This window comes from Dactylosporangium sp. NPDC005572 (assembly GCF_040605515.1).
Lineage (GTDB): Bacteria > Actinomycetota > Actinomycetes > Mycobacteriales > Micromonosporaceae > Dactylosporangium.
This window is the reverse complement of the sequence record NZ_JBEXCY010000031.1, coordinates 1-22,368: the sequence shown is the minus strand read 5'-3', so window position 1 is coordinate 22,368 and position 22,368 is coordinate 1. Positions and strand designations below refer to the sequence as shown.

General features: G+C 71.8%; 22 protein-coding genes. 17 read left to right on the top strand and 5 right to left on the bottom strand.

Translation table 11 applies throughout. The features are described 5' to 3' along the window. Positions 1-32: 32 nt before the first annotated feature. The 6 genes from ABZS66_RS17905 (at position 33) to fxsT (ending at position 9,246) form a co-directional block, all read left to right on the top strand. Positions 33-1,094 carry a glyceraldehyde 3-phosphate dehydrogenase NAD-binding domain-containing protein gene (locus tag ABZS66_RS17905; protein ID WP_354758854.1) on the top strand — a complete coding sequence of 354 codons (1,062 nt, stop codon included), beginning with the start codon at positions 33-35 and terminating at the stop codon, positions 1,092-1,094. Between the two features lie 67 nt (positions 1,095-1,161). Next, positions 1,162-1,566 (top strand): YciI family protein, encoded by a 405-nt coding sequence (locus tag ABZS66_RS17900; protein WP_354758852.1) that lies wholly within the window; start codon positions 1,162-1,164, stop codon positions 1,564-1,566. Beyond that, positions 1,563-3,107 (top strand): DUF6596 domain-containing protein, encoded by a 1,545-nt coding sequence (locus ABZS66_RS17895; RefSeq protein ID WP_354758850.1) that lies wholly within the window; start codon positions 1,563-1,565, stop codon positions 3,105-3,107. Before ABZS66_RS17900 ends, ABZS66_RS17895 begins: the two co-directional genes overlap by 4 nt. Positions 3,108-3,447: 340 nt before the next feature. Continuing rightward, complete coding sequence (gene fsxC / locus ABZS66_RS17890; RefSeq protein WP_354758848.1) at positions 3,448-4,656, top strand: FxsC protein; 1,209 nt, start codon at positions 3,448-3,450, stop codon at positions 4,654-4,656. Next, entirely contained in the window at positions 4,653-5,384 is a 732-nt protein-coding gene (locus ABZS66_RS17885; RefSeq protein ID WP_354758846.1) for a toll/interleukin-1 receptor domain-containing protein, read from the top strand. Before fsxC ends, ABZS66_RS17885 begins: the two co-directional genes overlap by 4 nt. Positions 5,385-5,415: 31 nt before the next feature. Next, positions 5,416-9,246, top strand: coding sequence for an FxSxx-COOH system tetratricopeptide repeat protein (fxsT, locus tag ABZS66_RS17880; RefSeq protein WP_354758844.1), 3,831 nt, complete (start codon positions 5,416-5,418; stop codon positions 9,244-9,246). On the opposite strand, the gene ABZS66_RS17875 is transcribed toward fxsT, so the two are convergent. The 3 genes from ABZS66_RS17875 to ABZS66_RS17865 all read right to left on the bottom strand — a co-directional run bounded on the left by ABZS66_RS17875 (position 9,239) and on the right by ABZS66_RS17865 (position 12,240). Continuing rightward, positions 9,239-10,360, bottom strand: a complete 1,122-nt coding sequence (locus tag ABZS66_RS17875) for an FxsB family cyclophane-forming radical SAM/SPASM peptide maturase (RefSeq protein WP_354758842.1) — start codon at positions 10,358-10,360, stop codon at positions 9,239-9,241. The genes fxsT and ABZS66_RS17875 overlap by 8 nt on opposite strands. A gap of 312 nt (positions 10,361-10,672) precedes the next feature. Next, positions 10,673-11,227 (bottom strand): DUF4231 domain-containing protein, encoded by a 555-nt coding sequence (locus ABZS66_RS17870; protein WP_354758840.1) that lies wholly within the window; start codon positions 11,225-11,227, stop codon positions 10,673-10,675. A 140-nt stretch (positions 11,228-11,367) separates the two neighbouring features. Beyond that, complete coding sequence (locus ABZS66_RS17865) at positions 11,368-12,240, bottom strand: sigma-70 family RNA polymerase sigma factor (protein WP_354758838.1); 873 nt, start codon at positions 12,238-12,240, stop codon at positions 11,368-11,370. A gap of 102 nt (positions 12,241-12,342) precedes the next feature. Here ABZS66_RS17865 and ABZS66_RS17860 point away from each other — a divergent pair, with 102 nt between their 5' ends. The 9 genes from ABZS66_RS17860 to ABZS66_RS17820 all read left to right on the top strand — a co-directional run bounded on the left by ABZS66_RS17860 (position 12,343) and on the right by ABZS66_RS17820 (position 20,010). After that, positions 12,343-12,795, top strand: coding sequence for a carboxymuconolactone decarboxylase family protein (locus ABZS66_RS17860; protein ID WP_354758836.1), 453 nt, complete (start codon positions 12,343-12,345; stop codon positions 12,793-12,795). 96 nt (positions 12,796-12,891) lie between these two features. Beyond that, complete coding sequence (locus tag ABZS66_RS17855; RefSeq protein WP_354758834.1) at positions 12,892-13,809, top strand: hypothetical protein; 918 nt, start codon at positions 12,892-12,894, stop codon at positions 13,807-13,809. A 46-nt stretch (positions 13,810-13,855) separates the two neighbouring features. Continuing rightward, entirely contained in the window at positions 13,856-14,785 is a 930-nt protein-coding gene (locus ABZS66_RS17850) for an ATP-binding cassette domain-containing protein (RefSeq protein WP_354758832.1), read from the top strand. Beyond that, entirely contained in the window at positions 14,782-15,549 is a 768-nt protein-coding gene (locus ABZS66_RS17845) for an ABC transporter permease (RefSeq protein WP_354758830.1), read from the top strand. The genes ABZS66_RS17850 and ABZS66_RS17845 overlap by 4 nt, the downstream gene beginning before the upstream one ends. A gap of 7 nt (positions 15,550-15,556) precedes the next feature. Further along, positions 15,557-16,288, top strand: coding sequence for a MerR family transcriptional regulator (locus ABZS66_RS17840; RefSeq protein ID WP_354758828.1), 732 nt, complete (start codon positions 15,557-15,559; stop codon positions 16,286-16,288). 9 nt (positions 16,289-16,297) lie between these two features. Next, positions 16,298-16,666: a RidA family protein gene (locus ABZS66_RS17835; RefSeq protein ID WP_354758826.1), complete on the top strand. Its 369-nt coding sequence runs from the start codon at positions 16,298-16,300 to the stop codon at positions 16,664-16,666. Next, positions 16,663-17,784, top strand: coding sequence for an aminotransferase class I/II-fold pyridoxal phosphate-dependent enzyme (locus tag ABZS66_RS17830; RefSeq protein ID WP_354758824.1), 1,122 nt, complete (start codon positions 16,663-16,665; stop codon positions 17,782-17,784). Before ABZS66_RS17835 ends, ABZS66_RS17830 begins: the two co-directional genes overlap by 4 nt. 254 nt (positions 17,785-18,038) lie before the next feature. Continuing rightward, the gene (locus tag ABZS66_RS17825) at positions 18,039-19,112 is read left to right on the top strand and encodes an FUSC family protein (RefSeq protein WP_354758822.1); all 1,074 of its coding nucleotides are present in this window, start codon (positions 18,039-18,041) and stop codon (positions 19,110-19,112) included. 58 nt (positions 19,113-19,170) lie between these two features. Beyond that, on the top strand, positions 19,171-20,010 hold the full coding sequence (locus ABZS66_RS17820; protein ID WP_354758820.1) for a hypothetical protein: 840 nt from the start codon (positions 19,171-19,173) through the stop codon (positions 20,008-20,010). Between the two features lie 169 nt (positions 20,011-20,179). On the opposite strand, the gene ABZS66_RS17815 is transcribed toward ABZS66_RS17820, so the two are convergent. After that, positions 20,180-20,503, bottom strand: a complete 324-nt coding sequence (locus tag ABZS66_RS17815; RefSeq protein ID WP_354758818.1) for a hypothetical protein — start codon at positions 20,501-20,503, stop codon at positions 20,180-20,182. 174 nt (positions 20,504-20,677) lie between these two features. On the opposite strand from ABZS66_RS17815, the gene ABZS66_RS17810 reads away from it, so the two are divergent. Then, positions 20,678-21,037 (top strand): hypothetical protein, encoded by a 360-nt coding sequence (locus ABZS66_RS17810; protein WP_354758816.1) that lies wholly within the window; start codon positions 20,678-20,680, stop codon positions 21,035-21,037. Between the two features lie 175 nt (positions 21,038-21,212). After that, positions 21,213-21,440 (top strand): hypothetical protein, encoded by a 228-nt coding sequence (locus ABZS66_RS17805; protein ID WP_354758814.1) that lies wholly within the window; start codon positions 21,213-21,215, stop codon positions 21,438-21,440. Positions 21,441-21,558: 118 nt separating this feature from the next. Here the strand turns inward: ABZS66_RS17805 and ABZS66_RS17800 are convergent, their stop codons facing one another. Then, a complete protein-coding gene (locus tag ABZS66_RS17800) occupies positions 21,559-22,047 on the bottom strand; it encodes a VOC family protein (RefSeq protein ID WP_354758812.1) in 489 nt (162 codons plus the stop codon). Between the last annotated feature and the right edge of the window lie 321 nt (positions 22,048-22,368).

Genomic DNA, 22,368 nt, shown 5'->3' with positions numbered 1-22,368 from the left:
CGCCGGGTTGTGGCCATGGCCACCCTGCCGCCATGATGAGCAACCGTCATGAACTCCCGGCAGTCGATCCGCGCCCGCCCGTGACCGCCCCGGTCCGGGTGGCGATCAACGGGTTCGGGCGGATCGGCCGGTCGGTGATGCGGGCGGCGCTGGCCACGCCGGGCGTCACGATCGTCGCCGTCAACGACCTCATGCCGGTCGCCCTCGCGGCCTGGCTGCTGCGCCGCGACTCCACGTTCGGCGCGCTGCGGTGGAACGTCACATCCGTGGCCGGCGGCCTGCTCGTCGACGGCGGCCGCCGTACCGAAGTGCTCAACCAGCCCGACCGGGCCACCCTGCCCTGGCGGGACCTGGGCGTCGACGTGATCGTCGAGGCCACCCGCCCGCGCCCGGACCGGCGGGCCGCCGAGGCGCACCTGGCGGCGGGCGCCCGGGCGGTGATCCTGCCGCACTTCGACGCCGACGCCGACGCGACCTTCGTCGTCGGGCTGAACGAGGACTCCTACGACCCGGCCCGCCACCACGTCGTGTCGAACGGCTCGTGCCCGGTCAACTGCATCGGCCTGGTGCTCGACGTGCTGGACGGCGCGTTCGGCGTGGAGGCGGCCTCGTCGCTGACCACCCACGCGTACACCACCAGCCAGTCGCTGCTCGACGTCAGCGCCCGCAGCCGGCTGGCCCGGGCCGCCGCGCTGAACATCGTCCCCGTCGAGGACCCGACCGTCCGGCACGTCGGCCGGGTGCTGCCGCGGCTGGCCGGCCGGGTCGACGGCCTCGTCGTGCGGGTCCCGGTGCCGGGCGGCTGCCTCGCCGGCCTGGCCGTGCGGCTGCGCCGCGCCGTCACCCCGGGCGAGGTGAACGCGGCGCTGCGGTCTTCACGGTTCGGCGCGTTGCTGGAGTACTCCGAGGCGCCGCTCGTCTCCTCCGACGTGCTCGGCAGCACCGCCTCCGGGATCGTCGACGCCAGCCTGACCCGCACGGTCGGCCCGCTGTGCGGGGTGTCGGCCTGGTTCGACAACGAGACCGCCTTCGCCGCGCGGACCGTCGACCTGTGCCGGACAATCGGATCTTCGTTGAGAAATTCTCGAGGATGATGTCGAGAACGGGTGAGCGGCTCCGTCCTGGGGTTGCACGGCACTGGACGGAAGGACGGACCCGGACATGACCAAGTACTTCCTCATCGTCGACTACCGCCCCGGCGTGATCCCGCAGCCCATGGAGGAGTGGGCGCCCGAGGACGTCAAGGCGCACATGAACTACTACGACGCCCTGAACCGCGAGCTCACCGAGACCGGCGAGCTCCTCGACGGCCACGCGCTCACCGGCCCCGAGCTGGCCAGGACCGTCACCTCCGACGGCCGCGGCGCGCCGGTCGTCACCGACGGGCCGTTCGCCGAGTTCAAGGAGATGCTCGCCGGCTACCAGCTGGTCGACGTCGAGTCGGAGCAGCGGGCGATCGAGATCGCGGCGCGGATCTCCCAGGTGCCCGGCCCGGGTGGTGTACCGCTGCAGCAGCCGATCGTCATCCGCCGGGTGATGGACGGCGCCGACTTCGAGGCGCTGTGACCGCTGCCGCGATCGGGGACCTGCTGCGCGAGCTGGCGCCGCAGGTCCTCGGCGCGCTCGTGCGCCGCTACGGCGACTTCGCCACGGCCGAGGACGCCGTCCAGGAGGGCCTGCTCGCCGCGGCCACCCACTGGCCGGTCGACGGCCGCCCCGACGACCCCCTCGCGTGGCTGATCCGCACCAGCTCCCGCAAGCTGCTCGACCAGCTCCGCGGCGACGAGGCCCGCCGCCGCCGCGAGGCGCTCGCCGCGCGCACGGCACCGGCCGGCGACGCTCGCCCGTACCAGCACGACGACACGCTGACCGTGCTCTTCCTGTGCTGCCACCCCACGCTGACCAGGGCCTCCGCGATCGCGTTGACGCTGCGGGCGGTCGGCGGCCTGACCACCGCCGAGGTGGCGAAGGCGTTCCTGGTGCCGGAGGCGACGATGGCCCAGCGCATCTCGCGCGCCAAGGCCAGGCTCCAGGCGGTGCCGCTGGGCCCGCCGGCCGCGGACCGGCTGGGCGATGTGCTGCACGTGCTGTACCTCATCTTCAACGAGGGCCACACGGGCCGCGCCGAACTGTCGGCCGAGGCGATCCGCCTGGCCCGCATGCTGCACCGGAGCCTGCCCGACGACCCGGAGGTGGCCGGCCTGCTGGCGCTGATGCTGCTCACCGAGGCCCGCCGCCCGGCCCGCTGCGGTCCCTTCGGTGACCTGGTCCCGCTGTCAGAACAGGACCGCACCCGCTGGGACCGCACGCTGGTCACCGAGGGCACGGCGCTGCTGAACGCGGCGGTCGTCCGCGGCCGGGTCGGCCCGTACCAGCTGCAGGCCGCGATCGCCGCGCTGCACGACCGCGCCCCCAGCACGTTGCGGACCGACTGGCCGCAGATCCTGGCCCTGTACGGCCTGCTGGAGCGCATGACGCCGTCGCCCGTGGTTTCCTTGAACGCGGCCGTGGCGGCGGCGATGGTGGAGGGCCCGGCGGAGGGCCTGCGCCGCCTCGCACTCCTCGAAGACCACCAGGCCCTGGCGAACGGCCACCGCCTCCCGGCCGTCCGGGCCCACCTGCACGAGCTCTCGGGCTCCTACCGCACGGCGGTGAGCTCCTACCGCGCGGCCGCGGCCCGGGCGACGATCGCGGTGGAGCGCCGGTACCTGCTGCGGAAGGCGGCCGGGATAGAGTCGCTCATGACCAACGAGCAGCGCTGCCGCCTCCGCTACCACGGCGACGACCTGGACCTGGCCGGCTCCCCGGAGGCCCTGCGGGCCCTGGCCAAGGCGCTCCGGTCGACGTCGGCCGAGGCGCCGCTGATGAACGGCAGGCTGGTCCAGACCCTGACCGACGCCGCCGCGCTGACGGTGACCCTGGACCCCGGCCCGATCCTGCGGGTGACGGGCTCGGCGGCCGAGCTGGAGCCGTTCTGGTCCGCGCTGGAGTCCACGGCGGCGGAGTCGGAGACGGCGGAGGACCGCTCGGGCGCCGAGCCCCACCGCCACGTCGGCCCGCTGGTGGTCACGGCCGACTGGCCCTTCGACCCCCTGGCCGACCTCTGAACGCACGATCGATGTTCTCCAATCAGGCGGTTCCGTCCGGCTGTGCCAAGCCGTAACCTGCGGCAACCAGGTCAATGCGGCGCATCCGGCAACGAACCGTCCGGGGTTCACCCGGCACGGGTGTTTTCCGTGCGCCGTGACACTGGTTGGCTGAACTGCACGGACAAACGCCGAAGGCACCCTGCTACGATATGTCGGATTTTCCGGGATTCCTGTGAGCGACGGGTCGGAATTGCGTGAACCTGGACAGGGCGTGTAAGCATATGGTTCAGGAGGACTCCGCGACATTGGCGGGTCCTGTTGCCGCTCCGCGTCCAATCGATCTGTGTCCGGAGGGGCTGTGGCGTTCGTTTTTCTGAGTTATCGCCCAGCCGACGACGGTGACTACGCCGAGGCGCTGGTCCATGACCTGTGCGACGCCATCCGGCTGATCGACGAGCCCGGGAATCCGACCCAGGTGTTTCTCAGCTCCGACGCCGAGATTGTCGACGGTGATTGGAGCGCCGAGGCTGCGGCGGCGCTCGCGGAATGCACGGCATTCGTCGCCGTGGGATCCGAGCGATACTTTCTCACCGACCGCTGCGGGCGCGAATGGTGGGCTTTTCAGGACCGGCTGCTCCAGCACGAGGCCGAGACCGGCCGGCGGCCGCGGGCGCTCATCCCGCTGGCCTGGGGCGACGCGCGGCTGCCCGAACGCCTGCCGGCGGACCGGTTCGCCAGCGACATCGGCCGCGCCGAAGACGTCCGGGCGCTGGCCCGCCTCACCGTCAACGAGGCGCGGTATCGGGAGATGATCGACCGGCTGGCCCGCCACGTCGTCGAGACGGGCCGCGCGGATCCGGTCCGCCGCGCCGTGACCCTCCTGCCGTATCGCGCCACGCCGAACGCCTTCCGCAAGATGGGCCGCGACGCGACTGGCCGCTCCACGCCGGTTCCGGTGGCTGCACCGACGCCGGCCGTGCGGTTCGTCGTCGCGGCCGGTCGCCGCGACGAGATGGAGCCGGTCCGGCGCGACCTGGAGTTCTACGGCGCCGAGCGGGCCGACTGGCGGCCCTACCAACCGGCCGACGGCGAGGCGCTCGCCCGCCGCGCGCAGGCGGTCGCGGCCGACCACCTCTTCTACTCGGAGGTGGTCGACGACGTCGAGGACATCGTCGACGTCCTGGAGCGGGCCGACGCGTCCGACGAGATCGTGGTGATGCTCGTCGACGCCTGGGTCGTCCGCATCACCGACTACCGGGCCGCCCTCGAGGAGGTGAACCGGCACCACGGCCCGTCGACCGCGGTCGTCGTGCCGTTCAGCGCCGACGATCCGGAGACGCAGCGCGCCCGCGCGACGCTCGGCGACGCGCTGGCCCGGCTGCTCACGCTGCGGCGGGCGTGGTCGGACCGCATGCTGCGGATCGGCCCGGAGACCACCGAGGCGTTCGAGGACGACCTGGGTGAGGTGCTGGAGACGGCCCGCAGCGCGGCGTTCCGGTCGGCGAAGGTGCGCCGCGTCGCACCGGGCAGCCGGGCCCGCAGCCTGCCGCTGCTGGATGCCCCGTGAGCACCGGCCCGTTACCCGACCCGGACCTCTTCTTCTTCCTCAGCTTCGCGGAGACCAGCAAGGCCGAGAACGACCTGGTCCGCGACTTCTTCGGCCGGCTGCGCGACGAGGTGCGGGCCCAGGCCGGTCTCGGCATGAACCACCCCGCACGGACCGGCTTCCTCAGCATCGTCTCCCTCGGGCTCGGCTACAACTGGTCGTACGAGCTCCGGGAGGCGCTCGGCACCTGCGGGGTCTTCGTCGCCCTGACCGCTCCGACGTACTTCAACAGCGGGTCCTGCGGCAAGGAGTGGCAGGCCTTCGCCGACCGGGAGGCGAAGGACCGGCGAGAGACGGGCCGTCAGACGATGGCTCCGGTGTTGTTGCCGGTCCGGTGGCGTGAGTCGCCGATGCCGCCGGTGGCCGACGAAATCCAGTACGTCGACCGGAGCCTGTCCGACGTCGTGCACGAACTCGGGTTGCACGCCGTGGCGAAGTCAAGCGCTTTGCGTGACGACTACGATGCATTTGTAGCCAGGCTCGCCGGACTGATCGTGCGGCGTGCCCGAGCGCATCGGCTTCCGTCCCTGGTGCCGGGCCTGGCCTTCGACAAGCTGCCGCAGGCCTTCCCGCCAGACCGGTCGTCAGAACTGAACATCCCGCCGCAAGCCGGCCCGCCGCCGGCCGAACCGTCGTCACCGCCGCAACCGCCGAAGCGCCCGTCCGACTTCCCGTACTTCAGCGTCTGATCGGCCTGTAGCTGCCGAAGGAGCCCTGTCGATGCCTGCCGAAACCGGCCCGCGCAACGGCCGCGTCATCACCTTTTACTCGTACAAGGGTGGATGCGGCCGCACGATGGCCCTCGCCAACACCGCCTGGGCGCTGGCCAGCAACGGCTACCGGGTGCTCGCGATCGACTGGGACCTGGAGTCGCCCGGCCTGCACCGGTACTTCCAGCCGTTCATGCGCGATCCCGACCTGCGCCGCACCGAGGGCCTGATCGAGCTGCTGCAGAAGTACTGCAACGCCGCCCAGGCCGAGGTCGTCGGCGACGACTGGATGGCCGAGGCCACCCGCCTGAGCAGCGCGTCCTTCTCGCTCAAGTGGCCGTGGACGTTCCCGGGCGTCCTCGACTTCATCCCGGCCGGCAAGCAGGACAACCAGTACTCGCCCAAGGTCAGCAACTTCGACTGGCACCTGTTCTGGGACAAGTTCGCCGGGGAGGCGTTCGTCCGCGCGCTCGGCGAAGCGATGCGCCGCGACTACGACTTCGTCCTGGTCGACAGCCGCACCGGGCTGAGCGACAGCGCCGGCATCCTCACCATGCTCCTGCCGGACGCGGTCGTGAACTGCTTCGCGCTCAACCGGCAGGGTGTCGAGGGAGCGCTGATGGTGGCCCACACGATCGACGGCGCCGAGCGGGACATCGCGATCTACCCGCTGCCCGGGCGGGTCGAGTCGGGCGAGCAGGCGAAGCTGCAGCACGGCCGCGACGAGGCGCAGCGGAAGTTCCGGCAGTTCACCGACAAGCTCGACCGTGACGTCGAGGACTACTGGAGCGCCGTCGAGGTGCCCTACAAGCCCTACTACGCGTACGAGGAGATCCTGGCGGTCTTCGCCGACCGTCCCAAGGATGCCAGCAGCGTGCTGGCGCCGTACGTCGCGCTGGCCGGGATGCTCGCCGGGAAGCCGCTGGTGGCGCCCGAGATCCCGGAGAAGCAGCGGCGCTCCGTCCTGGCGCAGTTCGAGCGCAGCGGATCGAGCGCCCAGCTGCGGGTGCTGGTGCAGTACGCCGCGATCGACCGCGTGTGGGCGGAGTGGATCCGGCAGGAGCTCGACTACCACGGCCACAAGTGCGGGCTCATCCCGCCCGGGTCCGACACACCGGCGCTGGACGGTGTCGACAAGGTCGTCGTGCTCGTGTCGAACGACGGCCTCACGTACGAGACGATCGACCGCCACTGGCGTCCGTGGCTGGAGCGGGTCGACCTACGCTCGGCCGACCTGCTCGTGCCGATGCGGGTCAACGGCCCGCCGCTGCCGGTCTCGACCGCGGTGGCGGCCTCCGTCGACTTCGCCACCCTCAAGGGCGAGGCCGCGGTCCAGGAGGTCTTCAAGGCGCTCGGGGTGCGGTTCGTCTCGTCGGACGACGGACACGTCGAGGGCGACATCATCCGGTACCCCGCCGAGCACGCGAAGACCTGGCGGGTGCCGATCCGGCGCAACCCGGGCTTCGTCGGGCGCGATGTCGACGTCGAGCGCCTCCGCGACCAGCTGTCGCAGCAGGACGCCCCGGTGGCGCTCGTCGGGATGAGCGGCGTCGGCAAGAGCACCCTCGCATTGGAGTACCTGTACCGGTACGCGGCCGCGTACGACAACGTGTGGTGGATCTCGGCCGACAGCGAGGAGCTGGCCCGGTCCGGCTTCGAGGAGCTCGGCGACGCCCTCGGTGTGCCGCAGTCGCGCGAGCCCGGTGGCCGCGTGGCGTGGATCCTCGAGGAACTGCGCGAGTCGCAGTCGCGCTGGCTCGTCGTGCTCGACAACGCCGGCGACCCGGCGCAGCTGGCGCAGTACGTGCCGGAGGGCGCGGGCAACACCATCATCACCTCACGCGATGCGGCCTGGTCCCGGCACGTGCAGGTCCAGCCGGTCGACGTCTTCCGGCGCCACGAGAGCATCACCCTGTTCGACAGGCGCAACGCGGGCCTGACCGGCAACGAGGCCGACACACTCGCGGAGCGGCTCGGCGACCTGCCGGTGGCGATCGAGGCCAGCGCGCAGTGGCTGGTCACGACCGCCGGCACCGTCGAGGAGTTCCTGGAGCGGATGGACCGGCACGGCGAGGCGGCGCTGGCGGCGTTCGCCGTCGCGATGGAGTCGCTGCGCGCGCAGAACCGGGCCGCGGCGCGCCTGGTGGAGATCTTCGCGTTCCTGGCCGCGACGCCGATCCCCAACGCGATCCTGCGGTCCCAGCGCATCAGGACGGTGCTCGCCGAGCACGACGCCACCCTCCGCGACCCGCTGCTGTTGAGCCACCTGGTGCAGCAGGCCGGCCGGTTCGGCCTCGTCAAGTCGGATCCGGCCAGCCGGACCATCAGTATGCACGTGCTGATCCAGCAGGAGATCCGGCGTCACCTGGACCCGGCCGCGCAGGCGGAGAGCCACGCCGTGGCCCTGGAGGCCATCGCCGAGATCAACCCGGGTGACGCTGACAACGCCACCAACTGGCCGCGCTACGAGCTGCTGCGGCCGCACGTCGACGTGCTGCGCGCCGCCGAGGACTCCACCCCCGCCGTGCGCCGGCTGATCATCGACCTGGTGCGCTATCTGCGCATGCGCGGCCAGGCGGCGGCGTGCGAGCAGCTCGCCGAGCGGGCCCTCGCCGCGTGGGCCGCGACGATCGACGACCCCGACGACATCGACACCATCCTGCTGCGGTTCCAGTACGCCAACGTCGTGCGGGACTTCGGCAAGCTGCAGCAGGCGTACGAGATCGACCTCGACCTGCTGGAGCGGCTCACCCGGGTCGAGGGCGAGGCCCACCCGTACACGCTGATGGTCGCCGGCAGCTACGCGCAGGACCTGCGCGAGCAGGGCCGCTGGGCGGAGGCCCAGGCGCGGGAGGAGCAGACGTACACGCTGATCGAGCACGTGCTCGGCGACGAACACCCGCGGACCCTGATGGCGGCGAACAACTATGCGCTCACGCTGCGCCTGGCCGGCCGCTACTCCGATGCCTGCGATCTCGACCGGGAGATCCACCGGAAGCGGCGGAGCCTGCTGGGCGACAGCAACCCGTTCACGCTGTCCTCCGCCGACGCTCTGGGCACCGACGAACGCGACCTCGGCGACCTGCAGGGCTCGCGCCGCCGGCTCGAGGCCGTCTACGAGGCGAGCAAGCAGATCCTCGGCGACGAGCACCCGAGCACGCTGATGACCATGCGCAACCTCGCCACGACCTACCGCTGGCTCGGCAAGGCCGACCAGGCGGCGACCCTGCTGGACAGCGCGCTGCCGCGCTTCGAACGGGTGCTGGGTGCCGAGCATCCGGCGACCGTCGGCTGCCGGGTCGAGAAGGCCAACGTGCTGTCCGACCAGGGCGACGACTGGGGCGCGCTGCGCCTCGTGACGGCGGCCGAGCGCTCGTACGAGGCGCAGTTCGCGATCGACCACCCGCTGCGGCTGGTCGCGCGGAACAACCTCGCCGTCTTCGCCCGCAAGACCGGCGACACCGCCCGGGGCCGGAAGATCGCCGAGGAGGTCGCCGTTGCGTTCGCCGCCAAGCTCGGCGCCGATCACACCATCACGGCGCTCGCCCTGGTGAACGTGGCCAACGCGGCGGCGGCCGGCGGCGACCTCGAACACGCCCGGCGGACCGACGAGCGGGCCTACAAGATCCTCGAGACGACGCTGCGGCCGGAGAACATCGCGTCGATCGGGGCGATGATGAACTACGCGGTCGGCCGGATCGCCACCGGGAACTACGACGAGACGTACTGGGCCAAGGCCGTGCAGTACGCCCAGGAGGTGCTCGGCCCCGACCACCCGATCACCCTGCGGGGCCAGAGCAAGCAGCGCATCGACCTCGACCTCGAACCGTTCGTCATGTAGCCGCCGGGAGCCGCGCCAGGTCGGCGCGGACCCGGTCGCGGACGTGCGAGATCAAGCGGAGCAGGTCGGGGCAGTACACCGAGGGCCGGTCGAAGCCGGCCGTCGGATGGAAGCGGTGGGCGTGCAGGCCGCCGCCGCACACCGCCACGACCTCGCACCCGCGGCACGGACCGGGCACGGTCGCCGGCGACCGCTGCTCGGCGCGGATGGCCGGGGCGGCCAGCGCGTCGTCGAACGTGTGGGTCAGCACGCTGAGCCCGGTCTCCGGCCCGCCGGGCCGCGTCGTCTTGAGCACGTCGCTGGCCTGGATGCTGCCGTCGGTGTCGATGACCACGGCACCGGTGCGGGTGAGTCCGATGTCCTCGGTGTCGCTCGGACCGCCCAGCAGCATCTGGATGATCGAGTCGAACAGCCGGATGCCGGTCGAGCGCGTGGGGGCGCCGTACCACTCCTCGAACACCGCCATCAACCAGTCGGCGTACGGCGTGGCCGGATCGCCGGGCACCCGTCCCGGTGGCGGGAACGCCCAGTTGCCGTGCGGCGGGCGCAGGTCGATCAACGGCGGGTCGAAGGCGAGCAGGCCGTGGTACACCTCGAGCGGATCGTTGCGCAGGTCGACGGTGCACAGGATGCCGCCGTAGATCTCCCGGTAGGGCGGGCTCCTGAGCAGTTCCAGCGCGGCGGCCACCCGCGGGAAGCTGGCTCCGCCGTGGGCGAAGCGCCGGTGCCCGTTGTGTTCCGCCACACCCCCGTCGAGGCTCACGCCGACGCTGACCCCCAGGGCCCGCAGGCACTCCAGGAAGGCTCGGTCGAGCCGCACGCCGTTGGTCTGGATCGCGAACCGGACGGCGGCCGCGCCGTTCACCGCCGCGCGGATCCCGTCGACGAGCCGGGTGATGCCGTCGACCCCGGCGAGCAGCGGTTCGCCGCCGTGCAGGATCACCCGGATCTCGGTCAGCCGGTGGTGTCGCACGTGTTCGGCGATGCGATCGGAAAGGCGCCGGCCGACGTCGGCGGTCATCGCCGGCGGGCGCCGTTTCCAGCTCTGGTCGGCGTGCTCGTACATGTAGCAGTAGTCGCACGCGAGGTCGCAGCGGCCGTGAATCTTCACCACGAACTGGCGGAATGGTTCGGGCGGGGTAATCGATGCGGTTAGATCGCTGAATTCCAACGTGCCACGTGTTCCGGTTGCCGGTCCGCGGCCCGCTGGCGGGCGATCCGCAGATGGTGAACAAGCACGCCGGAAACCTCGTCTGCCGGTGGCGCCGCCACCATTGCCGAACCGGCGGGAACGGGTGGTGGACGCGGCGGATCGGACAATGGTGCTACCGACATGAGGCCCCCCGGCCGACGTGCGCGAAATCGACGACTTCTTGTATTAGAGCAAACCTCCGATCGGAAGACGACACCTTACATCGGCACCTGCCTACTCGTTCGGATCCGGTTTGCGGGCGGGGCGCGGATCGGCTATCTGGGCCCACTGGCCCATCTCCGCCTGCTCGATGCGGGTCACCGCCTTGACCAGTTCCTCGTCGCGCGTGGCCGGGTCGTGGAACGGAGGGGCCGAGACGTGGTACAGGCGGCGCTGCTCCTCCACCGCCTCGCGGGCGCGGCTGAAGCGGAGGTAGTTCTCCGGCCAGTGGAAGATCGCGCGGACCCCGGCGATGATCACCAGGACCGCGCCCAGGACGGCCGGGATCGTGGGGATGTCGGGAGCGATCACGGCGGCCACCGGGATCGATGCGGAGATCAGGACCGCGGAGACGTCGGTGATCCGGTACGACCGGCGGGAGCGCTTCGACGCGGTGACGTACCAGCGGTACGAGTCGTTGGCGATGCCGAGCGCGTACGAGTCCTTCGGAGGAGTGGTCACCACTGCAATGAAATCGTCTCCGGCGATCTCCGACAAGGGCCGGCCGGCCCCGCCGGGCGCGGCGGTGGCGCGGCCGTCCGGGTCGATGTCGGGTCCGGTGTCCTGCACGCGGTCGTCCCCGCTCTCCGGCGACATTCGCACCGGAATTCGGACGGTACTGCCACCGCGCCGACCGGCCAACATTCGCCGATCTCGACATCGATGCACGGAATGGCGACCCGGGTCGACGTTCGGACGACGGCTTCCGGCTATCGCGGGAGATACGTGATGTCGAGGGCCGCCAGGTCGTCCGGGTCGGCGATCGACTCGATGGCCGCGATCCGGCCCGCCGTGACGATGAACGTGAGGGCGATGAAGACGCGGTTCTCCCGCAGTACCACTGCCGCGGGAACCCCGTCGATGAGCGCCGGCACCGCCGCCTGCGCGCGGCCGGCGAAGAAGCGGGCGACCACCTCGGCGCCGCGGGTCTCGCCCGCCGAGCCGAGGCGGGCGGCGGCCAGGTCCGCGCGCAGGACCACGTCCGGGTCGAGCAGCTCCAGCAGGCCGGCCATGTCCCCGCCGCGGGAGGCGGTCAGGAAGGCGTCGACGATCGCGCGCTTGCGGGGCGCGTCGGTGTCCGGGGTGTCCGGGGTGTCGGTGGCGGCCTGGATGCGGCGGCGGGCGCGGCTGGCCAGCTGACGGGCGGCGGCGGGGCTGCGGCCGACCATGACGGCGATCTCGTCGAACGACACCGCGAAGAGATCGTGCAGGACGAACGCCAGCCGCTCGGTCGGGGCCAGCGTGTCGAGCACGACGAGCAGGGCCAGGCCGACCGAGTCGGCCAGCATCGCCTGCTGCTCGGGGTCGGCCGCGTCGGCCGGCGGCTCGGCGTCGAGGTCGAGCGGCTCCTCGCGGCGCTGGGTGCGGGAGCGCAGCATGTCGAGGCAGACCCGGCCGACGACCGTGGTCAGCCAGGCGGCCAGGTTGCCGATCTCCCGGTCGTCGGTGCGCTGCAGCCGCAGCCAGGCCTCCTGCACGGCGTCGTCGGCCTCGGTGAGCGAGCCGAGCATGCGGTACGCCACCGCGCGCAGGCGGGGCCGCACGCGCTCGAAGCGCTCGGCCAGCAGGTCGTCGTTCGCCATGATGTCCTCCATTGTGGCCTACGCCACATATGTCACAAGAGCCCGGTCGGGTCCGTCATCTGAGCGACGAACCAAACCGCTCCGATGTGACAGGAGACGATCATGGAAGCACGCATCACGAACCCGGCCTCGCCCGACGTCGTCAAGGCGATCAACCTGCTGTACAAGTCCGTGCACTCGGCCGGCGTCCCGGCGGCGACGCTGGAGCTGGTCCACCTGCGGGCGAGCCAGATCAACGGCTGCGGCCCGTGCGTGGACGCCGGCGCCCGCAGCGCCAAGCAGCGCGGCGAGACCGACGAGCGGCTGTTCGCCGTGGCGGCCTGGCGGGAGACCCCGTACTTCACCGACGCCGAGCGGGCGGCCCTGGACCTCGCCGAGTCGGCGACCCGCCTGGCCGACCGCGGCGACGCGGTCCCGGACGACATCTGGGAGGCGGCGGCGAAGCACTTCACGGAGCCCGAGCTGGGGGCGATCGTGCTGTGGATCGCCACCACCAACTTCTTCAACCGCATCAACGTCACCACCCGCCAGCAGGCCCCACAGAACTGGGGATAGCCGTACCCCGGATCCGGGGGAGCGCCGGGCTGATTCGGGGGCCGCGGATTGGGACCGTGAAGCGGTCCTCAATGCGTCGGAGATGGAGACCTCACGATGAGCCCGCGCTGGCACCGTCCGTTGTTGTGGTTCGCGGCCGCGATGGGGCTGCTGACCGTCGTCGCGCTCGTCGGGTTGTTCACCGACGACCGGCAGATCGTCGGCAGCCCCGCCTGGCTGAAGCCGTTCAAGTTCGCCGTGTCGCTCGGGCTGTACGCGCTGACCCTGGCGTGGCTGCTCAAGAAGGCACACCGGTTGCGGCGCACCGGGTGGTGGGCCGGCACCGTCGTCACCGTCGCCTCGCTCGGCGAGATGGTGCTCATCGTGCTGCAGGCGGTCCGCGGGCGGCCGAGCCACTTCAACAACTCCACACCGTTCGACGAGACCGTGTGGAGCCTCATGGGCAACCTGGTCATGGTGCTGTGGACGGCCAGCCTGGTGGTGGCCGTGGTCATCGCCGTGCAGCGCGACGGCGACCCGGTGGTCCGCTCGGCCGCGCGCTCCGGCTTCGCGCTGTCGCTGGCCGGCATGGCCGTGGCGTTCCTGATGACGATGCCGACCGATGCCCAGCGGGCCGCCATCGACGCCGGTACCTCCAACGGCTTCGTCGGCGCACACAGCGTCGGCGTCGCCGACGGCGGCCCCAGCATGCCCGTCACCGGCTGGTCGACGACCGGCGGCGACCTGCGCATCGCCCACTTCGTCGGGATCCACGCCCTGCAGGCCCTGCCGCTGCTGGCGCTGCTGCTGGCCGGGTTCGTCGCCGACCAGCGCGTGCGGCTCCGGCTGGTGCGGGTGGCGGCCGCCGGCTACGCCGGGCTGATCGCCCTGCTCACCTGGCAGGCGCTGCGCGGGCAGCCGCTGCTGGACCCGGACCGGACCACCCTGCTGGCGGCAGGGGCCTTGACGGTACTGGTGGCGGCCGCGGCCGCCGCCGGGACAACGGTCCGCCGGCGGGAGCTGCAGAGCACCTGACGTTGCGCTTGACCCTGCCCCTGGGGCAGGGTTCGAGCATGGGGGCATGAACGCCACCGACACCCCCGCGGTGCTCGCCGAAGGTCTCCGCAAGTCGTACCGCGACCAGGTCGTCCTCGACGGCGTCGACCTGCGCGTCGGCGCCGGCGAGGTCCTCGCGCTGCTCGGGCCGAACGGCGCCGGGAAGACCACCACCGTGCGCATCCTGTCGACGCTGATCGCCGCCGACGGCGGCACCGCCGCGATCCTCGGCCACGACCTGCGCCGCGAGGCCGCCGCCGTGCGCGCCCTCATCGGCGTCACCGGCCAGTTCTCGGCCGTCGACGACCTGCTCACCGGCGAGGAGAACCTGCTGCTCATGGGCCGGCTGCTGCACCAGCGGCCGGCCGAGCGGCGGGCCCGCGCGGCCGAGCTGCTGGAGCGGTTCGACCTCGGCGACGCGGCCCGGCGCACGCCCGCCACCTACTCCGGCGGCATGCGGCGGCGGCTCGACATCGCCATGACGCTCATGGGGCGGCCCCGGCTCATCTTCCTCGACGAGCCGACCACCGGCCTCGACCCGCGCAGCCGGCACATCATGTGGCAGCTGGTCCGCGACCTGGTCGCGGAGGGCGTGACGATCCTGCTGACCACGCAGTACCTCGAGGAGGCCGACCAGCTGGCCGACCGCATCGCCGTGCTCGACCACGGCCGGATCGTCGCCGAGGGCACGCCCGACGAGCTCAAGCGCCGCATCCCCGGCGCCCACCTGCGCCTGCGCTTCCCCGACGGCGCCGCCCTGCAGGCCGCGGCGGCACGCCTGCCCGATGCCGTCGCCGACGAGGACCTCGCCCTGCGCGTCCCCGGCGACGGCGTCAAGGCCGTCCGGGATGTGCTCGCCCGCCTCGGCGACGACGTGCCCGTCGAGGACCTGTCCATCCACACCCCCGACCTCGACGACGTGTTCTTCGCCCTTACCAAGGAGCAGCGGTCATGACCGACGCCACCACGATGCTCGGCCGCGAGCTGACGCACACCGTCCGGTACCCCCTGATGCTCATCTCCTCCATCCTCACGCCGGTCGTGCTGCTGCTCCTGTTCGTCTACATCCTCGGCGGCCCGATCGGCGCCGGCCTGGGCGACGGCGCACCCGGAGCGTCCTATGTGGACTTCCTGGTGCCGGGCATCCTCATGATGACCGTGGCGTCCGGCTCCTCGACCACGGCGATCAACGTCTGCACCGACATGACCGGCGGGATCATCGACCGGTTCCGGACCATGGCGGTCAGCCGCGGCGCCGTGCTGTCCGGGCACGTCGGTGCGGGCGTCATCCGCACGCTCATCACGACGGCGGTGGTCATCCCGGTGGCGGTGCTCGCCGGGTTCCGGCCGCACGCGTCGGTGCTCGACTGGCTCGCGGTCGCCGGCATCGTCGCGGCGTTCGGGTTCGCCCTGTCGTGGGTGTCGGCCGCGCTCGGGCTCGGCGCGAAGACGGTCGCCGGCGCCAACGGGGCGACGCTGCCGATCCAGTTCCTGCTGCCGTTCCTGTCGAGCGCGTTCGTGCCGGCCGAGTCGATGCCGGCGGCGGTGCGCTGGTTCACCGAGTACCAGCCGTTCACCCCGGTCGCCGACGCGCTGCGGGCGCTGCTCACCGGCGCCCCGGTGGGCGGCAGCGCGCTGGTCGCCCTGGCCTGGTGTGCCGGGATCGCCCTGGCCGGCTACCTGTGGGCGGTCGCCGCCTTCGCCCGGAAGGCCGGATGATGGACACATGATCACCATCGGTCAGCTCGCGGACTACGCCGGCGTGACGGTCAAGACCGTCCGGCACTACCACGAGCGCGGACTGCTGGAGGAGCCGCCGCGCGACTCCTCCGGCTACCGCCGCTACGGCGCGGCACACGCGGTACAACTGGTGAAGATCAGAACCCTCGCGGAGGCCGGGGTGCCGTTGGCCCGGATCAAGGAGCTGCTGGCGGCGGACCCCGAGCGGTTCGCGGCGGCGATCGAGGAGATCGACCGGAACCTGCTGGCCCGGGCCGAGGAGCTGCACCGCACCCGCGAGCGCATCGCCCGGCTCGGCTCCGGCGAGCGGCTGTTCGTCTCCGACGAGGTCGCCGGCTACCTCGAGCGCCTCGAGGCGCTCGGCGTCAGCCGCCGGACCGTGCAGATGGAGCGCGACGGCTGGATCCTGCTCCAGTCGGTGTCCCCGCAGCAGGCGGCGGTCTGGATCGCCGACAAGCGTCAGGCGATCACCGATCCCGAGTTTCAGCAGTTGTACCTCGAGTACGACGCCGCGTTCGAGTGGTCCGCGAGCGACCCGCGGCTCGACGCGCTCGCCGAGCGGACCGAGCGCTGGATGCTGGCCCGCCACGGCGGCCCCGAGCCGTCCGGGCCGCCGGGCGTCGACCCGGCGCTGGCCCGCCTGGTGACGAAGACGGCGCCGTCGTCGCCGGCCTGGGACCGCCTCGCCCGGATCGCCCAGCAGCGCCGCAACGCCTAGGCTGGCGCCGTGGAGATCACCAGCCTCGACCCGCAGGCCCGCTCCTACGCCCAGGGCACGCTGCTCACCGGCGCCACCCGGATCGTGCACGTGAGCGGCCAGGTCCCGGAGACGCCGGACGGCGCCGTGCCCGACAGCTTCGACGCGCAATGCCGGCTCGCCTGGGCCAACGTGCTCGGCGTGCTGGCCCGCGCCGGCCTGGGCCGGGAGCACCTGGTCAAGGTCACCGTCTTCCTCTCCGACCGGCGGTACCGGGAGGCCAACTCCCGCATCCGCCACGAGGTGCTCGGCGGGCACAGCCCGGCGCTGACCGTGATCATCACGGGCATCTACGACGAGGCGTGGCTGCTGGAGATCGAGGCGGTGGCGGCCGCATGAGGCCCCGGCTGCCGGACTTCCGGCTGGAGACGTACTTCTCGCGGTGGGAGTTCGTCGCGCGGTACAACCTCGCCGGCTCCGACGCGGAGACCCTCACCGTGGCGGAGCTGCTGGAGCTCGGCGACGGCGCCGCCGACCTGCACGAACTGCGGCTCGGGTACGTCGAGACCTGGGGGACGCCGGCGCTGCGGGAGGCGATCGCCGCGACCTACGAGCGGTGCACGCCCGACGACGTCCTCGTCTTCGCCGGGGCGGAGGAGGCGATCTACTGGTCCGTGCAGCTGCTCGCCGGGCCGGGCGACCACGCGGTCGTGGTGGTGCCCGGCTACCAGTCGACGGAGACGGTACTGCTGGAGGGCGGCGCCGACGTCACCGCCGTCGCGCTGGACCCGGCCGACGGCTGGCGGCTCGACCTCGACGCGGTCCGGGCGGCGCTGCGCCCCACGACCACGCTCGTCGCGGTGAACTTCCCCAACAACCCGACCGGCGCGCTGCCGGACCGGGCGACCTGGCAGGGCCTCGTCGAGCTGTGCGCCGAGGCGGGCGCGCGGCTGCTGTCCGACGAGGTGTACCGCGGCCTGGAGTTCGACGCGCCGCTGCCGCAGGCCGCCGACCTGTCCGACACGGCGCTCTCGGTCGGCGTGATGTCCAAGGCGTACGGGCTGCCGGGCCTGCGGGTCGGCTGGGTCGCCTGCCGCGACCACGCGGTCCTGGAGATGCTCGAACGGCACAAGCACTACACGTCGATCTGCAACGCCGGCCCGAGCGAGCTGCTGGCCACTATGGCCCTGCATGCCCGCGAGAAGATCCTGGCCCGCAACCGCGGCATCGTCTCGGCCAACCTGCTGCTCATGGACGCGTTCTTCGCCGGGCACGGCGAGCTGTTCGACTGGCGCCGCCCCGACGCCGGGTGCGTGGCCTTCCCCCGGTACCGCGGCGCCGACGGCGTCGAGGCCTGGTGCCGGCGGGCGGTCGAGGAGGCGGGCGTCATCCTGCTGCCGGCCGGCCTGTACGAGTCGCGGGTCGGGCCGGTGCCCGCCGACCGGTTCCGGATCGGCCTCGGCCGGCGCAACTCGGAGCCGGCGCTGGCCGCGCTCGACACCCTCCTGTCGTCGTGAGCGCCGTCTCCATGCCCCACACGGCGACGGCCGCTTCCTAGCTCTCCGGCGCTGGCTGCCCGCCGGTAATCGGGCGGATTCGCCCAGTGCGGGTGGGGTAGCGGTACGGGGTGAGTCCTGGTGACCCTCGACGAAGTGTCCGCCGGCTGCGGGCTGATCGTGGTGCCGCGCAGGTGAGGGCGGCCGCGGCTCGGGTTCGGGGCCGGGGTGGTCAGGCGGGGCGACTGCGGCTGCTGCAGTTCGAAGTCGCCCTGGTGATCTCGACGCAGGCCGGACTTGCCGCGGCGGTGGCCTGGGTCATCGGACACGACGTGCTCGGCAACCCCGCACCCGTCTTCGCACCGTCCGCCGCCGTGGGCACGATCGTCGCCGCGCTCGGCCAGCGCGCCCACCGCACCGCCGAGCTGCTGCTCGGTGTCGGGCTGGGCATCGCCGTCACCGATCTGCTGCTGAAGTACCTGGGCACCGGGCTCTGGCAGACCGGGCTCATCGTCGGGTGCGCGATCCTGGCGACCCTGATGCTGTTCGGTCGCAGCGGGGCAGCCGTCGGGCAGGCCGGCGGTACGGCGGTGCTGCTGACCACCCTGTCCCCGGCCCAGCAGGACCTGGAATGGCCGCGGGTCGTCGATGCGATGGTCGGTGGTGTCGTCGGCCTCGTCGTCGTCGCGTTGCTGCTGCCGCTGAACCCGATGCGGATCCTCGATCGCAGCGCGGCCCCGATCTACCTGAACCTCGCCAATCAGCTGCGGGAGGTTTCCACGGCGCTGGCGACACACGACCGGCAACGGGCGGTTCGAGCCCTGGAAGCGCTCCGCAGCATGGGGCCCGACCTCGAACGGATGCACCAGGCGCTCAGCGGTGCCGAGGAGGTGGTCAGCCTGGCGCCGGCCCGCTGGCTGCGCCGCCAGGACGTGGAGCGCTTCGCCCGCGGCACCGTCCAGGTGGAGCGCGTCATCGAGCACAGCCGGGGCCTGGCCCGCCGATCGGCGATGGCGCTGCAGTACCACGAGCCGATTCCAGCCGACCTGCCCGTCAGCGTCGACCGGCTCGCCGACGCGGTCGAGTCGCTGCGCCGTGAGCACCGGGCCGGATACGAGCCCGAACGGACCCGCCGGAAGATCTACGACGCTGTGCACAAGGCCGGCCAGGCTCGGGCACTCGGCGTCAGCGACTTCGGCTCCGCGGTGGTGACCCAGCTGCGCACGGCTGCGAGCGACCTGCTCCGTGCCACGGGCTGCGACCCGGCGTCGGCGAACCGGACGGTACGCAGAGCCATCGAGCACGGCGCGAACACTGCCCGGGGGCGCCGACCTGACACCTCGGAGTGACCCGTTTCCGCGGCGGTATGCACACGGATCGTGGCGTGTGTTGAACTGGGGTGTGCAGATGCGTCCCGCAGAGTTGGCGGCGATCCAGGCCGGCGATGTCGACTTGGCGTTCCGCCGGTGGGAACGGCCTCGGGTCAGGGCCGGCACCCGGATGCGGACCGCGGTCGGACTGGTCGAGGTCACGTCCGTCGACCGCGTGCCGGTGAGCTCGCTGACCGCGGCGGAGGCCCGCCGGGCCGGCGCGGCGTCGTTGGCCGCGCTCCGGCAGGGGTTGGACCGTCTGCACCCGGAGCGGCCGGTGTATCGGATCGGGCTCCGGTACGCGGGCGCCGACCCGCGGCACGAGCTGCGGGAGGCGGTACCCGACGCTGCGGAGATCGACGCGATCGTCACGTGGCTCGACCGGCTCGACCGCGCCTCGCCGGCCGGGCCGTGGACCCGGGCAACGCTACTGCTGATCGACGAGCTGCCGGCCACCCGGGCACCCGACCTCGCGCAGCGGATGGGCCGTGACACCCCGTCGTTCAAACAGAACGTGCGCAAGCTGAAGGAGCGCGGCCTGACCGAGTCGCTCGACATCGGGTACCGGCTCTCGCCGCGCGGCGGCGCCGTCCTGGACCACGAGGGCCATCCCCGGCCGGCCCAGCCCCAATCGGCACCGGAGCCGGGCACCCCACTGCCACACATCGGCGCAGCCGCGACACGCGCGCTCACCGCGCAGGGCGTGGTCCGCCTCGAACAGGTGACCAGCCTCAGCGAGGGCGAGGTGCAGGCACTCCACGGAGTCGGGCCCTACGCCCTCCGCCACCTGCGAGCAGCACTGGACGCGGCCGGCCTGACCTTCCGTGCCGATCCTGGCGCATCACCGCAGGCCAGCGACCCACCAGAGACGTCCTGACCACCGGTTCGCAAGCCGCCACGACAAGCGCAGGACGAACCCGCTGATCATGATCACGGATCGCGGACGACGGAAAATCGGCGGTTCGGGTCGTTCACCGGCCACGCGCTGCGGGCTCTCAACTGCCTGCGCACAGTCGATGTCGCCGATCGTGCGCGCAACGAGCCCTTCAGCCTGAGGCGTCGCGGCTGACGCCGGCTCGATGGCGGAGCACAAGTACATCCATCGCGTGCGGCAATTCGATAGGTGGATCGGCTGCGCGCATCGCCAGGAGGCCCTGGATGTTTCCGCGCCGGATGGCGTCATCGATCATCTTCTGCGTGCTGGTCGGAAGGTGGCTCCAGGTCGCGGCGGCGGCACAGCGACCGCACAGGGTGCCGACGTGGTCAGGGAGGCTCGTCCGGACACGTACGCCGCAGCCCCGACAGAACCAGTCCAACACGGTCGTCATTTTCGAGGTCTTGTTCCTGATCGCCAACCGGATAACGCGCACGCACCGCTTGATCGCGTTTCCGCACCTGCCGCGGACCGTGCGCGCTGGCCAAACGCGGCAGGGACCTCAAGGATGGCCACGGGGAAGTTGCCGCCGAAGTAGAAGCGAGTCACGTGGATGGCCCTGTTTGCGCTGAAGTCCGAGCGGGCCCGGCGAGTTGCGAGGAGCCTTGCAATGGGCAGCTTCGTGGCGGCGGGTCTCGCCTGCGCTGGACTGATCTTTCCGCCGGCGAGGGGGCGACAGAGCCTTGCCGAGGTGTGGCCCTGGCTGCTCGGTGAGCTCGTGTTCTTCTGGGCGTTGAGCATTCTGCTGCGGCGGCTTGCTGACAACGGCGAGTCGAGTGATGCCGTGACGGCCGGGCCCGGCGAACCGGGCACTGGTCCGGGCATGGAGATGACCGAGGTCGAGCAGCTCGTGAAGTCGGGTAAACGTATCGAGGCGGTCGCGTTGGTTCGGCGGTTGACCGGCCGCTCCCTCAAAGACTCATTGGCCATCGTGAAAGCCCTGGAGAAGAAAGGTGCCGCACCCGAATAGCCTCAGCGCCACTACCGCCCCGTCGGCGGTCGCGGCCCACCGGCAGCCCGTCTCCATCCGCGCACCGTAACGGCGCCTCCACACTGCCGTGATCCACGAATGACAACACTGCAATTTTCGTGATCTCGGCGAGCGCCCTTGAACTGCGGAAACGTCGAGCAAAGCTTGCCGTGTGGTGACCGTGCTGCACGCCGACGGGTGGACGGTCGAGTCGTCCTGGCTCGACCGCGACGGTACCGGCGAACGCAACTGGAACCGGGTCATCGACCCCTGGGGCGCCGAGCACTGGTGCACCACATCGCAACTGCAAGAACTGCTCCACCGGCATGGACTCGACATCGGCGACCTCACCTACGCCGCGCCGCCCGATCGACCCGCGGGCCGTGGCGAGGACTGCGAGTAGCGCAGCAGCGTTGCCGCAGGGTGCTACGCGGCTGAATGGACGCAGAGCGGTTGTCTCTCCGCCGGCGAACCCTTGCTCCCGTGAGGGTTGAACGCGCCCTAGCGACGCCGGTCGAGGCTCAGCTCCGGGGGAAGATCTCGGTCTCGGGGCGCTGCATGTACTCCATCGCCGCGGTGAACTGCGGGTCGCTGAAGCGTCGCTGCATCTCCTCAGGTGTCACGTCCTCGATGCGGGTCTGGATCCACCACACGTTGCCGAACGGGTCGCGCACCCGCCCGACCAGGTCGCCGAAGGCCAGATGGGTGACCTCCGAGATGGACACGCCGCCCGCCTCGACCGCCTGGCGGTGCACGGCGTGGGCGTCCTCGACGTACAGCCGCAGGAACGCGGGCGTCGAGGGCCAACTCGGGTCGCCGTCGAAGAGCATCACGATCGCGTCGCCGATGCGGACCTCCGCGTGCCCGATCAGTCCACGGGCGTCGATCACCCGGCCCAGTTCCTCGGCGCGGAACGCTCTCCGGAGGTACTCGATGACCCCGCCCGTGTCGCGGGAGATGATCCACGGCGTGACGGTCGTGTAGCCCTCGGGGATCGCCTTGACAGACATATCGGGTGACTCCTCTGCAACCGGGAACGTACCGCCGAAGGTAGCTACCGTTTAGGCCGGTTTCTGTCCCGTATGGCAGGAGACGCGTTCTCGCGGGCCGGCCCTGACCCACGGTCCGCGACGACCTCGACAAGGGCCGGCGCTGAGCGCGGCGACCGCCCGGCCCGGCAAGACTTCCTCAGGATGTGCCGGACCAGGGAGCTGTCCGGATCTGGTGGGCGTCAAATACAGGTACGGCCGACACGGTCGCCGGAGCGGACGGAAAGGGTGACGACCGATGAGCGCACAGCCCAAACGCATCCCGGGCCAGACCAACGCCGA